Genomic DNA, 14,705 nt, shown 5'->3' on the forward strand with positions numbered 1-14,705 from the left:
GACATCGACTATCCCACGCCGAGCGCGCCGGCGACCGCCATCGGGTCCACCGGGATCGCCTCCACCTGCGGCATGTCGCGCAGCGCGGTGTCGGGGTCCTTGAGGCCGTTGCCGGTCACGGTGCAGACGACGAGCGAGCCGGGCTTCACCCAGCCCTCGGCGTGGCTCGCGAGCAGGCCGGCGACGCTGGCCGCCGACGCGGGCTCCACGAAGACGCCCTCCCGGCCGGCGATCAGCCGGTAGGCCTCGAGCAGCTTCTCGTCGGTGGCCGCCCGGAACATGCCGTCGGACTCCTCCTTGGCGGCGACGGCCTGGTTCCAGCTGGCCGGGGCGCCGATGCGGATGGCGGTGGCGATGGTCTCCGGGTTGCTCACCGGCTTGCCGAGCACCAGCGGCGCCGCACCCGCGGCCTGGGTGCCGAGCATGCGCGGCAGCGAATCGGTGATGCCGTCCTCACGGTACTCCTTGTAGCCCTTCCAGTACGCGGTGATGTTGCCCGCGTTGCCCACCGGCAGCGAGTGGATGTCCGGGGCCCGGCCGAGGACGTCGACGATCTCGAACGACGCCGTCTTCTGGCCTTCGATGCGGGCCGGGTTCACCGAGTTGACCAGCTCGATCTCCGGGAAGTCGGCGGTCACCTTGCGGGCCAGCTCCAGGCAGTCGTCGAAGTTGCCCTGCACCTGGATCACCTTGGCGCCGTGCATCACGGCCTGGGCCAGCTTGCCCATCGCGATCTTGCCCTCGGGGATGAGGACGGCGCTGGTGATCCCGGCGCGGGTGGCGTACGCGGCGGCCGAGGCGGAGGTGTTGCCGGTCGACGCGCAGAGCACGGCGCGCTTGCCGTTGTTCACCGCGGTGGTGACGGCCATCGTCATGCCGCGGTCCTTGAACGAACCGGTCGGGTTCAGGCCCTCCACCTTGAGGTACACCTCGCAGCCGGTGAGCTCGGAGATGTGCGGGGCGGGCACCAGCGGGGTGCCGCCCTCCAGGAGGGTCACGATCTTCCAGTCGTCCCCGACCGGCATGCGCTCGCGGTAGGCCTCGATCAGGCCCGGCCAGCCGCGGTGGATCGGCGTACGGGGGTCGTTACTCATTGCTTCCCTCCAGGCGGAGCACGCTGGACACCTTGATGACGGAGTCCATTTCTTCGAGTGCCGCGACCGTCTCGGACTGCGCCCGGTCGGCGGCACGATGGGTGACGATGATCAGGCGCGCATCCTCGCCCGCGCCCTCCTGGCGCATGGCGGAGATGCTGACGCCCTTCTCGGCGAACGCGCCGGAGACCTGGGCCAGGACCCCGGGCCGGTCGGCGACCCGCATCGAGACGTAGTAGCGGGTGGGGACGTCGTCGATCGAGGCGACCGGCAGCGACGCGTACGTCGACTCGAGCGGTCCGCGGCCGCTGTAGACGCGGTTGCGGGCGGCCATCACCAGGTCGCCCATCACGGCGGCGGCGGTCGGGGCGCCGCCGGCGCCCTGCCCGTAGAACATCAGCCGGCCGGCGTTCTCCGATTCGACGACGACGGCGTTGAACGCGCCGTTCACCGCGGCGAGCGGGTGCTCCAGCGGGATCAGCGCCGGGTACACGCGCGCCGAGATCCGCTCGTTCCCGTCGTCGTTGAGCCGTTCGCAGATGGCGAGCAGTTTGACGGTGCAGTCGAACTTGGCGGCCGCCTCGAGGTCGGCGGAGGTGATCTCGGTGATCCCCTCGCGGTAGACGTCGTCGGCGGTGACCCGCGAGTGGAACGCGATGGAGGCGAGGATCGCGGCCTTCGCGGCCGCGTCGTAGCCCTCCACGTCGGCGGTCGGATCGGCCTCGGCGTAGCCCAGACGACCGGCCTCGGCGAGCACCTCGGCGTAGTCGGCGCCGGTCTCGGCCATCGCCGAGAGGATGAAGTTGGTGGTGCCGTTGACGATGCCGGCGACGCGGTTCACCGAATCGCCCGCGAGCGACTGGGTGAGCGGACGGATCACCGGGATCGCGCCGGCGACGGCGGCCTCGAAGTACAGGTCCACGCGGTTACGGGCGGCGGCCTCGGAGAGCTCCCCGGCGTGCGCGGCCATCAGCGCCTTGTTCGCGGTGACCACCGACTTGCCCGACTCCAGCGCCGCCAGGATCAGCTGCCGCGGCGGCTCGATGCCGCCGATCAGCTCGACGACCACGTCGACGTCGTCCCGGGCGACCAGCGCCGCCGGATCGTCGGTCAGCAGCGCCGGATCGACCACCGGACGCGGCTTGGCGGTGTCGCGGACGGAGACGCCGCGCAGCACGACGGGCGCACCGACGCGAGCCCGCATGTCGTCGGCCTTCTCGATCAGGATGCGGACCACCTCGGTGCCCACATTGCCCATTCCCAGAACGGCGATGCCGATCGGGCGTTCGTCGTTCGGGTTGTTCACAGAGTCGCTCATTCGCCACTCACCTCCAGGCTCAGGAAGTCTTCGACGGTCTCCCGCCGCAGGATCGGACGGGATCGTCCGTCGGCCACCGCCACCACCGCGGCACGCGGCTGCATGTTGTAGCGGCTCGACATGGAATAGCAGTATGCCCCGGTCGCACCGACCGCGAGCAGATCGCCGGGCACCAGGTCCGCGGGCAGCCAGCAGTCGCGGATCACGATGTCGCCGCTCTCGCAGTGCTTGCCCACCACGCGGCACACGACGGCGTTCGACGACGACTCGCGGGAGACCAGCCGGACGTCGTACTCGGCCTCGTAGAGCGCGGTGCGGATGTTGTCGCTCATGCCGCCGTCGACGGACACGTAGCGGCGGGTGGCCCCGCCGTCGAGGGCGACGTCCTTGATGGTGCCGACGCGGTACAGCGTGACGCCGGCCGGACCGGCGATGGCGCGGCCGGGTTCCACGGCGATGGTCGGCATCGGCAGGCCGAGCGCCTTCGACTCCCGCTCGACGATCACCGCGAGCGAGTCGGCCAGCGTCGTCACCGGCAGCGGGTCGTCGCCCGGCAGGTACGAGATGCCCAGGCCGCCGCCGAGATCCAGGAGCCGGATCTGCGACGTCTTCTCGACGCCGAACTCGGCGACCACCTCGGCCAGCAGACCCAGGACGCGGTGCGCGGCCAGTTCGAAGCCGTCGATCTCGAAGATCTGCGACCCGATGTGGCTGTGCAGACCCACCAGGCGCAGGTGGTCGGTGGCGAACACCGCGCGCACCGCCTCCATCGCGGCGCCGCCGGAGAGCGCGAAACCGAACTTCTGGTCCTCGTGCGCGGTCGCGATGAACTCGTGGGTGTGCGCCTCCACGCCCGGGGTGACCCGGACCAGGACGTCGGCGACGAGGCCGCGGTCGCCGGCGATCCGGTCCAGGCGCTCGATCTCCGTCATCGAATCGATGACGACGTGCTCCACCCCGGCGTCGAGCGCGGCGGCCAGCTCGGCCTCGCTCTTGTTGTTGCCGTGCACGGCGATCCGCTCGGCGGGGAACCCGGCGCGCAGCGCGATCTCCAGTTCGCCGCCGGTGGCGACGTCGAGCGAGAGGCCCTCGGCGGCGACCCACTTGGCCACCTGCACCGACAGGAACGCCTTGGACGCGTAGTGCACGCGGCCGTACGGCGCGAAGGCCGCCTGGATCTCGGCGCACCGGGCCCGGAAGTCGGCCTCGTCGTAGACGAACAGCGGCGTGTCGTACCGCTCGGCGAGCGCGCTCGCGGCGACCCCGGCGAACTCCACCTCGCCGTCGGCGTTGCGGGAGGTGTTGCGGGGGAAGACCTTCGCCGGGATCTCGGCCATCGCCTCGGGCGAGCTCGGCCGCTCGGCGAGGTGCGGGGCGGCGAGGATCGCGGCGTGACGGGGACCTGCGGGGTGTGCCATGAGTGTTCCCTACATCCGTTCCGGGGCGCCGACGCCGACCAGTTCCAGACCGTTCGCCAGCACCTGCCGGGTGGCGGCGCACAGCGCGAGACGTGCGCGGTGCACGTCACCGGCCTCGTCGTCGCCCTGCGGCAGCACCCGGCAGCGCGAGTAGAAGCGGTGGTACGACCCCGCCAGCGACTCCAGGTAGCGCGGGATCCGGTGCGGTTCGCGCAGCTCGGCGGCGGTGGCGACGACGTCGCCGAAATCGCCGAGGGTGCGGATCAGCTCGCCCTCGGCGGGGTCGGTCAGCAGATCCAGGCGGGCCTCGTCGGCGGCGAGCCCGAACTCGGCGGCGTTGCGGGCCAGCGCGCACAGCCGCGCGTGGGCGTACTGCACGTAGTAGACCGGGTTCTCCGCAGACTGCTTGCGCAGCAGATCCAGGTCGATGTCGATGTTGACGTCGATCGACGACCGGATCAGCGCGTAGCGGGCGGCGTCGACGCCGACGGCCTCCACGAGATCGTCGAGGGTGATGACGGTGCCGGCCCGCTTGCTCATGCGGACGGGCTTGCCGTCGCGCACCAGGTTCACCATCTGGCCGATCAGGACCTCGACGCTCTCGGCGTCGTAGCCGAGCGCGGCCGCGGCGGCCTTGAGCCGGACCACGTAACCGTGGTGGTCGGCGCCGAGCATGTAGATCAGATGGTTGAAGCCGCGGTCGTGCTTGTCCTTGAGGTAGGCGATGTCGCCGGCGATGTAGGCGGCGTTGCCGTCGCTCTTGAGGACCACCCGGTCCTTGTCGTCGCCGTAGTTGGTGGACCGCAGCCACCAGGCGCCGTCGGCCTCGTAGAGGTTGTCGCTCGCCTTGAGTTCGGCGATCGCCCCGTCGACCAGACCGCGGTCGAACATCGAGTTCTCGTGGGTGTAGACATCGAAGTCGGTGCCGAACTCGTGCAGCGTGCGCTTGATGTGGTCGAACATCAGGTCCACGCCGGTGGCGCGGAAGGTCTCCAGGCGCTCGTCCTCGGGCTGATCGAGCACATCGGGGTGCCGTTCGACGACGGTCGCGGCGATGTCGTCGATGTACTCGCCCGCGTACCCGTCCTCGGGGGTGGGCTCCCCCAGCGCGGAGGCCAGCAGGGACCGGGCGAAGCGGTTGATCTGCTCGCCGTGGTCGTTGAAGTAGTACTCGCGGGTCACCGCGGCGCCGCGGGCGGCCAGCACGCGGCCGAGGGCGTCGCCGACGGCGGCCCAGCGGGTGCCGCCGAGGTGGATGGGGCCGGTCGGGTTGGCCGAGACGAACTCCAGGTTCACCACGGAGTCGGCGAGTTCGTCGCCGCGCCCGTAGGCGGCGCCCCGGTCCAGGATCGTCGCGACGGTGGCGTTCTGGGCGGCTGCGGCCAGACGCAGGTTCACGAATCCCGGACCGGCGAGGTCGGCGTCGGCGATGCCGTCGGACCGGCGCAGCTCCTCGACGAGCCACCCGGCGAGTTCGCGGGGGTTCACGCCCGCCCGCTTGCCCAGCTGAAGTGCGATGTTGGTGGCGTAATCGCCGTGCTCGGGGTTGCGCGGACGCTCCACCACCACGGTCTCGGGCACGAGCGAGCCGTCCAGACTGTGCGCCTGGAATACGGCCAGCGTCGCGGCACGGATCAATGCAGCGAGATCGGTGGGAGTCACGGTTCCCCATCCTATTGTGACGCGGCGGTCCGGCGACAATCGGGCCGCGCCGGATCGCCCGGCCCCGCGCTCGAAGCCGGTATCCCCGCACCGGAGCGGACGGGAGGGGCAACGCTCCCCCAGCGGTACCGGCCGGGACCACGGCCTCAACTCTGCCGCGAGTACTCCGAGGCCTCCCGGACCAGCTCGGGTGACGGCGTCACGCCCGTGTAGAGCGCGAACTGCGCGGCGGCCTGACCGGCGATCACCGCGTCGCCGCTGATCACCGGCTTCCCGGCCGCCTGGAAGCGCTGCACCAGCGGGGTGTCCGACGGGAACGCGACCACGTCGAGACCGGCCCGTGCCGCGTCGACCGTCGCCGCCGGGAACGGCAGCTCGGCCCCGCCGGATACGCCGCCCGCCATGCCGATCGGGGTGGCGTTCACCAGGAGGTCGTAGCGGTCGTCGTCGTTCAGGTGTGTGCGGTGGGCGAAGCCGTAGCGTCCGGCCAGGTCGGTTCCGGTGACGGTGTTCCGCGCGACGACGGTCACGTCCCCGAATCCGGCGTCTCGCAGCACCGCGACCACGGCCTTCGCCATGCCGCCGCTGCCGGCGACCGCGACGCGCCACGCCCGGTCGAAGCCCGATTCGGCGAGCAGGTCCGCGACCGCCTGGTAGTCGGTGTTGTACGCGTGGAGCACGCCGTCCTCGTTCACGATCGTGTTGACCGACTCGATCGCGGCCGCCGACGGCTCCAGCACGTCCACCAGGTCGATCACCGCCTCCTTGTACGGCATGGACACCGCGGCGCCGCGGATCGGCAGGCCGCGGATCCCGGCCACCGCGGCGGCGATGTCGGCGGGGGCGAACGCCTTGTAGACGTAGTTCAGGCCGAGCGCGTTGTAGAGGAAGTTGTGAAAGCGCGTCCCGATGTTCGACGGTCGGGCCGCCAGCGAGACGCAGAGGACGGTGGCGGAGTCGAGGGCGCGGGCGTGCGGCGGATCGAGCGGCTCGGTCATGTTCCCGAGGTTAGGACACCGGCGGATCGCACCGAAGCACTCCGACCGGCATGGCATGATCAGCCGCACGCGTGAGAGCGGATCCGCCGCCCCGACACACGACGCCCCAATGCATGACGGAGAGCAGTGACCATGACCGACAGGACCGTCGCCGAACAGCTGCTCAATGCCCAGGTCACGTGGATCATCGCGCGGGCGACCGGGGACGAGCTCCCCGGGCTCGTCACCCAGGTGGTCGACGACGTGCTGGCCGCCGCCGAGAAGCTCACCATCGGCGAACTGGTCGATCCGGAGGAGATCAAGAAGATCGCCCGGACCGGGGCGAGCCGGATCCCGCCCAGTGCCGCCGCCACCACGCTGGTCGAGGCGGGCGCACAGATCGTCCACGACAACCCCGCGGGCGAATACACCCTCGGCGAGCTGATCGACCGCGACAACGTCGCCCGTCTCACCGACGAGGTCCTGGCCCTCACCCCGGTCGCCGAACGGATCCTCGACGAGCTCACGTCCAGTCCGCTCACCGCGTCCCTGGCCTCCCGCTTCGTCAGCCGCATCGTGAACGACGTGGTCGCGGGCAACCGCGCGATGGCCGAGAAGATCCCCGGCGTCGGATCGCTGGTGTCGTTCGGCGCGGGAGCTGCGGGCAAGATGATCGGCAAGGCCGGTGAGCAGGTCGGCGACCTCTTCGAGGGCACCGCCGCCAAGGGCGCCGAGTTCATGATGGGCCGTCTCAACAAGATCATCGTCGCCACGCTCAACGATCCGCAGACGCGCACCGCGGTGCTCGAGGTGTACGACATGTACGCCGATCGGCCGGCCGGGAGCCACGATTCGCTGATCTCGCTCGACGACGCGCAACGCCTCGGCGGTCTGGGCCAGGACATCGTGATCGCCGCCGCCGTCAGCGATCCGGTGCTGTCGTTGATCGACGCCTTCGTCGACGGCTTCTTCGACACCTACTCCGGGCATCCGGCGGCGGTGGTGTTGGAGGACGTCGAACTGCACCGCGACGACCTCCTGGAGCACGCGAACGCCCTCGCGCCGCGCGTGCTGCAGGCCGCCGTCGACAGCGGCGAACTGGAACGCGCGGTGCGCGCGCAGCTCGCCCCGTTCTTCTCCTCACCCGAGGTCGAAGCCATCCTCGGCGGCTGAGTCCGGCGCCGGACGCGACCGCCGCCGGGTACGACTCTCCGCGGTCAGGACTCGAACTCCTTCACCTGGCGGGCGACGTTCTCCCGGTACGTCGCCATGCACTCGTCGTAGGACGGGATCGGGGTGCCGCCGTCGGCGAGCGCCCGCTCCACCGACAGGGCGACGGTGTCGAGCAGACCGTCCAACGTGACGTCGTGCGGCCCGGGTGCGGTCTCGAAGGCGCCCGCGGTCCAGAGCCGGGTCATCGTGGGATACCGCTCCGAGTCGAAGTACTTCTCCCAGAACTCCGCCGTGGAGCGCCAGTACTGCTCGTAGTCGACGCCCTGATCGCGGGCGTCGGCCTCCTCGGCGGCGACCGATCCGGCGAGTCCGACGACGAAGTTCTGCACCACGCCGAGCACCTCGGTGACCTGTCTGGCCGACAGCCCGGTGTCGACGAGGGTCCGGAAACCGGCCTCCTCGACGTCGATCACGTGCGGGCCGAGCGGGAGGCGCCAGGAGTTGACCCGGGCGAGCCACGGATGTCGGCGGAAGAGCTGCCAGAGTCCGCGGGCGTGCTGTTCGAGGGCCTCGCGCCACGGGGCGTCGTCGTCGGCGAACCGGAAGTCCGCGTAGGCGCGGTCGATCATCGCGTCCAGGAGTTCGCGCTGACTGCCGACGTGCGTGTACAGCGTCATGGCGCCGACGTCCAGTTCGCGGGCCACCGCGCGCATCGACGTCGCTTCGAGTCCCTGCGCGTCGGCGAGGACGATCGCCGCGTCGACCACCTGCGCGCGCGTCACCTTGGCCGGTCGGCCCCGCGTGCCCGCCGACGGCGGATCCCACAGTGCCGCGATCCGGCGTCTCACCTCGTCGAGCGACTCCGCTTCCGGGACCACCGATCCTCCTCGTCCTTCGATTCCGTACAGCATACGGCGCCGATCGCACACCGTTCTCCGGCTCAGACCTGCGCCGCGGACGTCGGCGACGACGCTGCGCGACCGGTACACCGTGCCGTGTGCGACGGGTCGACGTCGTTCCGTCGTGCATTCAGTGGCGCCGCGGGTCGGTGCGCCCCGTGAGTCAGTACCACGACGTCCGGCCGAAACCCAGCCGTTGCCGGAACGCCTCGATCTCCTGCCCGCTCGGCTCCGGCACCTCGGGTCGACGGATCGGAGCACCGAGCGGATCGACCGTCTCGTCGACGTAGCGCTCACACCATCGGATCCACTCGTCTGCGGCCGCGCGCCCGTCGTCGTCGACGAGGTCGGCGGCCCGGGACCGCATGGCAGCCAGATATCTGCGCAGCCGCTCGGCGTCCTCCCAGGCCGCGGCGTCCCGCTTCAACCGTTCCCCCGTGGCGTGTTCGACATACGCCGCCCGCGCCTGAGCGTTCTCGCGTTCGATCCGCTCGGCCCGCTCCTCCTCGGCGATCCGGCGTTCTTCGGCCCTTCTGGCCTCGGTCATCGCCGATCTGCTGATCGCGGCGAGGACGTCCCCGAGCTTCTCCTCGGCACACAGCCGCTTCTTGGTGTCACCCCATTCCTTGTCGTGCCCGGCGGCTCCGTAGGTGACGAGTGCCAACCGTTCCGAGGGCGTGTCGTCGTACGTCCGGTAGTGCCGCCAGCCTCGTCTCTCGGTGTCCTCCGTCTCCTGTCTCGTCGGCACGTGCTTCGTCCGATCGAGGTACTGCTTGATGCCGATGTCGCAGCTTCCGCCGTCCGGCGTGGTCAGGCGGAGGAGGCCCTTCGACGTCTCCCGCTGCGCGTATCGACCGGAGTCCGTCGCGGATTTCACACACTCGACCGTGAATCCACGGGCTTCCGCCTCCTTGGCGAGGCAGTGGAGAAGCAGCATCGCGCGCCGCTGATGTTCCTTGCTGATCCTGTCGAGTCGTCCGCTGGAACGCAGGTCGGCCACCGCCGGGTGCCACCGTCCGATGCGCTCCCTGCCGGCCACCTCCGTCGGCGTCTCCGTACGCCACGTCGCCACGTCGACGAGGCGGATCCGCAGACGACCGCGCTCACCGGTGCCGGAGACGAGCACCTCATGACCGGCCGGCGCCACCTCGTAGCGGTTGATCGTGCTCGCGAGTTCGAAGCATTCTCATCGGCTCGTCGGTCCGGCGATCGATGACGCCGCCCGCCGCCGTCAACTCCGCCAGCAGTTCCCGGCTCGGCCCGAGATCCGGCGGCGGTTCCTTCGGCGCGGCCGGCTTCGGTCGCGAACGAGGTCGCCGATTCTGTTCCCGCGCCCTGGTCGACGCGTCGGCAGCAGGCTCGCTCGCGGTCGAACGACGACGTCTCGGCTCCCAGTGTCCCTCGGGATACTCCCCGTGTTCGAGGTAGTACGTTCCGGCCGGAAGCAGCGTCGCCCGCCAGATGCCGCCCTTCTTCGACACCGTGACGAGCCGCCGGCTCACCAGCGCCGTCGTCGACGTCTTGTAGGCGTGTCCTTCCCAGCGTCCTTCCGGACAACCGTCACCGATCCAGCGCAGCAGTTCGAGCTGGCGATCGTGGAGCGGATCCTTGAGGGACATTCCAGCGCCTCGCTTTCCGAGTCACCTCACCGTAACCCCGCAGGACGGAGGGGACGCCCGGATCGAAACCCGCCGTGGACGCCAGGGGCGCCCCGGCTCGTTGCAGCCGGTCCCGTCCACCGGATACCTTGCCCCCATGGCCCTAAAAGTAGTGACAACCCACGTCGACGACCTCACCGGTGAGGAGTTGACCGCAGACCAGCGCAAGACCGTCACCGTCGGACTCAACGGCAAGACCTGGAAGCTCGACGTCAGCGAGGAGTCCCGGAAGGTCGTCATGGACACGATCGCCGAATGGACGAAGGATGCCGAGCTCATCACGAAGCCGGCGAGCTCCGCCCCCAGCGGCACGAGCGCCGACCGCAAGGCTCAGCTTCAGGCGATCCGCGAGTGGGCGAAGAAGCAGGGCATGGAGGTCAGCGACCGCGGCCGGATCCCCACGGAGGTCGAAGAAGCGTTCAACGCGGCGCACTGACCTGTCGGCTGCGCTCTCGGGCTCCGCGACCCGGCCGGCCGATCGCACACGGCGGCGACACGCTGTTGACAAGGTGATTCACCATTTCGACCACGGCGGGTGCGTCCCGGGACCGTCCGTCCCGGAGCTGCGGAACAAGCCGGACGACGACGCGTAGCCGACCCGGAACGACGACGCGACCCTCACCTGCATGTCGCGGGTGAGGGTCGCTTCGTGTCGTACGACTCCACGGACAGCACCCGGTGGGCGGCGGTCTCCGGTCCAGTCCCAGGTCCAGTGACGATTCCAGTCTCACGATGTCGCAACGGCGTGTCAGCACCTGCGCGCGGGTGCTGGGCCGCAGATGCGAAACACCCCCTGGTCTGCACGTTCATGCTGTGACCAGGGGGTGTCGAGTGCTCTTGCTTGAGGTGATTTCAAGTCTTCCACCAAAGTTAATCCAGCTGGCGGCCAAGGTGCCATCCCCAGAGCGACCGGCGATCGCGCACCAGGTAACGATACCGCAACGCAAGATTCGTCCGCAGCGACGACTCAACCCTGACGAAGTCGCCCTCCTGCTGGCCGACTACACGAGCGGAGCCTCGCTCGGCGAGCTGGCGAAGCGCTACGGCGTCCACCGCTCGACGGTGTCGCTGCACCTCGACAGGAACGATGTCACACGACGCCCATCACGCAGGTTCGAAGGCGAACACCTTGAACGACTCATCGCCGAGTACCGGTCGGGACTGTCCACTGAAGCACTCGGACGCAGGTACGGGGTCGCAGGAAGTACGGTTGCACGGACATTGAGGCGGGCAGGACTTGAAATGCGATAAGTCGTCCGATCGAAGCCTCTTCGGCAGTAGCAACACACTCGAAACCCAGGTGAAGCCCTCGACTATCACCGATACTTCTCAGATTTGGGGTGCAAGCATTTCTCTGACTCGTTGCAATCAGGCCCACCTACCGGATACCTTGCCCACATGGCTCAAAAAGTAGTAACCACCTACGTCGACGACCTCACCGGTGAAGAACTGACTGCGGACCAACGCAAGACGGTCACCGTTGGACTCAACGGCAAGACCTGGAAGCTCGATGTCAGCGAAGCCTCACGCCAGACCGTCATCGACACCATCGAGCAGTGGACGAAGGACGCTGAACTTATCACGAAGCCAGCAAGCTCCGCCCCCAGCGGCACGAGCGCCGATCGCAAGGCTCAGCTTCAGGCGATCCGTGCATGGGCGAAGCAGCAGGGTATGGAGGTTAGTGAGCGTGGGCGGATCCCGGTAGAGGTTGAGGACGCGTTCAACGCTGCGCACTAATTTAACCGCTGTAACTTTTCCGAGAAATCAAAACACTAAGCCTCCGGCTCCCAAAGGGATATTTTTCCCTGAAAATCAGGATGCAACAAAGAATAAACCTTTGCCGCATTCTTAGTGACAATCGCAACGCTATGCCTAGCTCTAGTTGCGGCCACATAAAATCCGCACGCCGACTTTGCCGCCAGTGGCTTATGTGATTTTAGGAGATCCACAACAGGACCGGTGGCAACTATAATCACTCGATCCCTTGTGATCCCTTTGGATTTACCAAATGTTTGAACCTCGCCATCAGGAAGAAGGCGATTACTCTTTCTCGACCAAAGCACGGTAGGGGATTCGGGCCAGTTCGCGGCATAGGCTAATAGATGTAAATCATCAACAAGAAAAACTCCATCATGGCCAGTTACTTCAACCTGCCTTGAGATGGTGCAAGGAAGATTAAGAGCGGGGTCATGGATTAGGTCCGAGAAGTTTGCAATATCCTGATTGAATCGAGTAGTCACATCACTCGGAACAATCCGACACAGGCCAGCATCGGACTGATTCCTAAACCACTCCACGAGCTTAACCCCTCGATAGCTTTGGTTGAGCCGATCCGACTGCGATGTACTCAATACCGACTGTCGCACATCTCCAACTATCAGCATGTCGATGTCCGACTCCATCATTGCTTTGAGAATTTCAAGATCATTCCCGACTAGATCCTGAAATTCATCAATATAAATCTTGTCGTAGATTTTTTCGAGGCGCTTAATTGGAGCACCATTCGTTGCAGTGATGACTTTTTTCGCGAGCAGGGCGAGCCTTATGCTGTAGGGTTGATGTTCGTCATTTAAGTAATATTTCCAACCCCCACGATTACGCGGAATTCCCCCCGCACTTTCGACAAAGCAAAGACCTCGGGGGATTATATCTGAAAACACCTCAGGGAGATATGGTCTGACAATATGCCTAACAAGAAACGAGAACCATCCCATCGTCTCATGCTCACTTGCAAGTTGTCCCGGAGTGCGCAAGATAATCTCAGCCTGCGCCTGCTGAGTAAATGTCAATGCCAGTGAAGTAGTTCCATGAGTTTGTGCGGAGATTTTATTAACAATCTCTGCAGTCTTGCCACTGCCAGCAACTGCAAGCCTTACCTCAGTCGACATCGATGAACTCGATTGCGTCCTTGAAGTACTGCGGCCATTCAAGATCTAGCTCCGACTGGGCTACTTGCCAAGCCCATTCTGTCTTGTCATTGCTCATGGCGGCAACCACATCATCACCGTCTTTAAGTTCAAGAAGATTTTTAAGTTTCGTCATATTATCGCCTGCCTTTGCAACTTGAGGCTCCAGAGTTTCACCGAGATCCACTTTACCTATGAAGAGTTCCCTCTTCCCATCTTCAAGGAACTTGGCGGCCGCTTTCCTCCAGTGCTCAGGATCCTTGTTGTCGTTATCTCGAAGAACGGCCATCTTACGACCCATCGCCTTGCCAAGTTCTAGCGCACGCTTACCGCGTGTACCAAGTGTAATGACATCGATTCCCTTCATTCGCGGCTCAACCCCGTTAATCTTCTTGTACGCAAGGTTAAAGATCATCTCATCCGAGGGTCCCTCTACAACAACGACCTTACTTGCGAGAGCAAGCCTAAGTGTGTCGTATCCAGACTGCTTTTGAAAGTACGAAATAGTATCCTCGGAAATCTCAGGAATCCCTAGCCTGACAATTCTTGCCTCGTGCATGAGATGAAGAAAACCGAGGCCAAGTCTATTTAAAACGAAGGAGCTATGCGTTGTAATAAAAAGTTGCCTCCCTCCGGCAAGTGACCTAATCCTCTCAATCACTATCTGCATTTGCGTATGGGAAAGATGATTCTCAGGTTCCTCAACTAGCGCAAACTGCGAGTGATCAGCAGCGCGACTCATCGCAAGCGCTATCTTGGTAGAGACCTGACGCCCCTGACCAAGCATTGAGAATGGGGTATCCTCGATATGAGGAACAACAGCAGTATCCCAGTTCGCCCCTGCGCCCTGATCCATCTGCAAACTAACCCCAAACGATTCATCCTGACTCTCAATCCGCTGATTGACCTCTCTCAGGATTTTATTGTTGATTTCCGCTTTTGCCGATCGGTGAGCAATAGCAATTTTTGCACCTTCTTGAGGTGAAACAAATTCTCGAATCAATTCCCGGAGTTTATAGTCGATTCCCGAATATGTCGTTGAGGTATCACTGTTCACTAGTGCGAAACCAAGTCCGCGCGGCTGTCGAGTAACAACTTCACCGGAAAAATCAAGCCAGGAGACTGCAAATAAATCCGTAGGAATAAGCCTCGGAAGTTCTTTGCTATCGAGGTACTCTTTCAGTTCATCGGAATGATCGGGGTCGGGCTGGACTCGCATGCGAAGCCCAGGGCAATCCTCCTTAATGGAATTATTAATTCCGCGGAGTCGCTCAACCCCCGAAGTGTCCTGATTGAAGAATATTTCAATGTCAATTTCAGGCAAATCTGGAGATTTCCCACCCTCTATGGCATCAAAATAATCTTGAACCACATCTCGATTGAACCAATAAGGGTTTAGATCCTCAGTAGCCCATCGACCTCTCACTCTGCCGCTAATCAACAGTGAAATAATTTCGAGTAGGGTGGACTTCCCAGCCTCATTATCTCCAACGATGATGTTGAGATCCTGATTAGGTATAAAATCAAGATCTTGGAAACACCGGTAGTTTGTCGCTTTGATACGAGTAATCACATCTTGAGTATGACAGTCTCGTGACTG

At 65.2% G+C, this 14,705-nt stretch carries 13 protein-coding genes; 3 read left to right on the forward strand and 10 right to left on the reverse strand.

What is annotated here, in order from left to right; genetic code table 11:
• Positions 1-8: 8 nt before the first annotated feature.
• The 5 genes from thrC to QM809_RS17230 all read right to left on the reverse strand — a co-directional run bounded on the left by thrC (position 9) and on the right by QM809_RS17230 (position 6,490).
• Positions 9-1,094, reverse strand: coding sequence for a threonine synthase (gene thrC, locus QM809_RS17210; RefSeq protein ID WP_415046902.1), 1,086 nt, complete (start codon positions 1,092-1,094; stop codon positions 9-11).
• Positions 1,087-2,412: a homoserine dehydrogenase gene (locus QM809_RS17215; protein WP_415046903.1), complete on the reverse strand. Its 1,326-nt coding sequence runs from the start codon at positions 2,410-2,412 to the stop codon at positions 1,087-1,089. The genes thrC and QM809_RS17215 overlap by 8 nt, the downstream gene beginning before the upstream one ends.
• Positions 2,409-3,830, reverse strand: coding sequence for a diaminopimelate decarboxylase (lysA, locus tag QM809_RS17220; RefSeq protein WP_415046904.1), 1,422 nt, complete (start codon positions 3,828-3,830; stop codon positions 2,409-2,411). Before lysA ends, QM809_RS17215 begins: the two co-directional genes overlap by 4 nt.
• A gap of 9 nt (positions 3,831-3,839) precedes the next feature.
• Positions 3,840-5,492, reverse strand: coding sequence for an arginine--tRNA ligase (gene argS, locus QM809_RS17225; RefSeq protein WP_415046905.1), 1,653 nt, complete (start codon positions 5,490-5,492; stop codon positions 3,840-3,842).
• 146 nt (positions 5,493-5,638) lie between these two features.
• Entirely contained in the window at positions 5,639-6,490 is an 852-nt protein-coding gene (locus QM809_RS17230) for a shikimate 5-dehydrogenase (RefSeq protein ID WP_415046906.1), read from the reverse strand.
• Positions 6,491-6,622: 132 nt separating this feature from the next.
• Here QM809_RS17230 and QM809_RS17235 point away from each other — a divergent pair, with 132 nt between their 5' ends.
• Positions 6,623-7,642 carry a hypothetical protein gene (locus QM809_RS17235; RefSeq protein ID WP_415046907.1) on the forward strand — a complete coding sequence of 340 codons (1,020 nt, stop codon included), beginning with the start codon at positions 6,623-6,625 and terminating at the stop codon, positions 7,640-7,642.
• Between the two features lie 44 nt (positions 7,643-7,686).
• Here the strand turns inward: QM809_RS17235 and QM809_RS17240 are convergent, their stop codons facing one another.
• The 3 genes from QM809_RS17240 to QM809_RS17250 form a co-directional block, all read right to left on the reverse strand.
• The gene (locus QM809_RS17240; RefSeq protein ID WP_415046908.1) at positions 7,687-8,520 is read right to left on the reverse strand and encodes a TetR/AcrR family transcriptional regulator; all 834 of its coding nucleotides are present in this window, start codon (positions 8,518-8,520) and stop codon (positions 7,687-7,689) included.
• A 184-nt stretch (positions 8,521-8,704) separates the two neighbouring features.
• Positions 8,705-9,667, reverse strand: a complete 963-nt coding sequence (locus QM809_RS17245) for a hypothetical protein (protein WP_415046909.1) — start codon at positions 9,665-9,667, stop codon at positions 8,705-8,707.
• A gap of 1 nt (position 9,668) precedes the next feature.
• Positions 9,669-10,160: a hypothetical protein gene (locus tag QM809_RS17250; protein WP_415046910.1), complete on the reverse strand. Its 492-nt coding sequence runs from the start codon at positions 10,158-10,160 to the stop codon at positions 9,669-9,671.
• A gap of 136 nt (positions 10,161-10,296) precedes the next feature.
• Between QM809_RS17250 and QM809_RS17255 the strand changes: the two genes are divergently transcribed.
• Both QM809_RS17255 and QM809_RS17260 read left to right on the forward strand, forming a co-directional pair.
• Positions 10,297-10,635, forward strand: a complete 339-nt coding sequence (locus tag QM809_RS17255; protein ID WP_415046911.1) for a histone-like nucleoid-structuring protein Lsr2 — start codon at positions 10,297-10,299, stop codon at positions 10,633-10,635.
• A gap of 962 nt (positions 10,636-11,597) precedes the next feature.
• A complete protein-coding gene (locus QM809_RS17260) occupies positions 11,598-11,936 on the forward strand; it encodes a histone-like nucleoid-structuring protein Lsr2 (RefSeq protein WP_415046912.1) in 339 nt (112 codons plus the stop codon).
• A gap of 35 nt (positions 11,937-11,971) precedes the next feature.
• Here the strand turns inward: QM809_RS17260 and QM809_RS17265 are convergent, their stop codons facing one another.
• On the reverse strand, positions 11,972-13,087 hold the full coding sequence (locus QM809_RS17265) for a UvrD-helicase domain-containing protein (protein ID WP_415046913.1): 1,116 nt from the start codon (positions 13,085-13,087) through the stop codon (positions 11,972-11,974).
• On the reverse strand, positions 13,077-14,678 hold the full coding sequence (locus QM809_RS17270; RefSeq protein WP_415046914.1) for an ATP-dependent nuclease: 1,602 nt from the start codon (positions 14,676-14,678) through the stop codon (positions 13,077-13,079). The genes QM809_RS17265 and QM809_RS17270 overlap by 11 nt, the downstream gene beginning before the upstream one ends.
• Positions 14,679-14,705 lie beyond the last annotated feature (27 nt).

The sequence above is a fragment of the Gordonia sp. (in: high G+C Gram-positive bacteria) genome (assembly GCF_047600385.1).
Lineage (GTDB): Bacteria > Actinomycetota > Actinomycetes > Mycobacteriales > Mycobacteriaceae > Gordonia.

Bases quoted from the DNA above. Each gene is read 5' to 3' on its own strand.
- thrC (WP_415046902.1), bottom strand. From the start codon at position 1,094: ATGAGTAACGACCCCCGTACGCCGATCCACCGCGGCTGGCCGGGCCTG.
- QM809_RS17215 (WP_415046903.1), bottom strand. From the start codon at position 2,412: ATGAGCGACTCTGTGAACAACCCGAACGACGAACGCCCGATCGGCATC.
- lysA (WP_415046904.1), bottom strand. From the start codon at position 3,830: ATGGCACACCCCGCAGGTCCCCGTCACGCCGCGATCCTCGCCGCCCCG.
- QM809_RS17230 (WP_415046906.1), bottom strand. From the start codon at position 6,490: ATGACCGAGCCGCTCGATCCGCCGCACGCCCGCGCCCTCGACTCCGCC.
- QM809_RS17235 (WP_415046907.1), top strand. From the start codon at position 6,623: ATGACCGACAGGACCGTCGCCGAACAGCTGCTCAATGCCCAGGTCACG.
- QM809_RS17250 (WP_415046910.1), bottom strand. From the start codon at position 10,160: ATGTCCCTCAAGGATCCGCTCCACGATCGCCAGCTCGAACTGCTGCGC.
- QM809_RS17255 (WP_415046911.1), top strand. From the start codon at position 10,297: ATGGCCCTAAAAGTAGTGACAACCCACGTCGACGACCTCACCGGTGAG.
- QM809_RS17260 (WP_415046912.1), top strand. From the start codon at position 11,598: ATGGCTCAAAAAGTAGTAACCACCTACGTCGACGACCTCACCGGTGAA.
- QM809_RS17265 (WP_415046913.1), bottom strand. From the start codon at position 13,087: ATGTCGACTGAGGTAAGGCTTGCAGTTGCTGGCAGTGGCAAGACTGCA.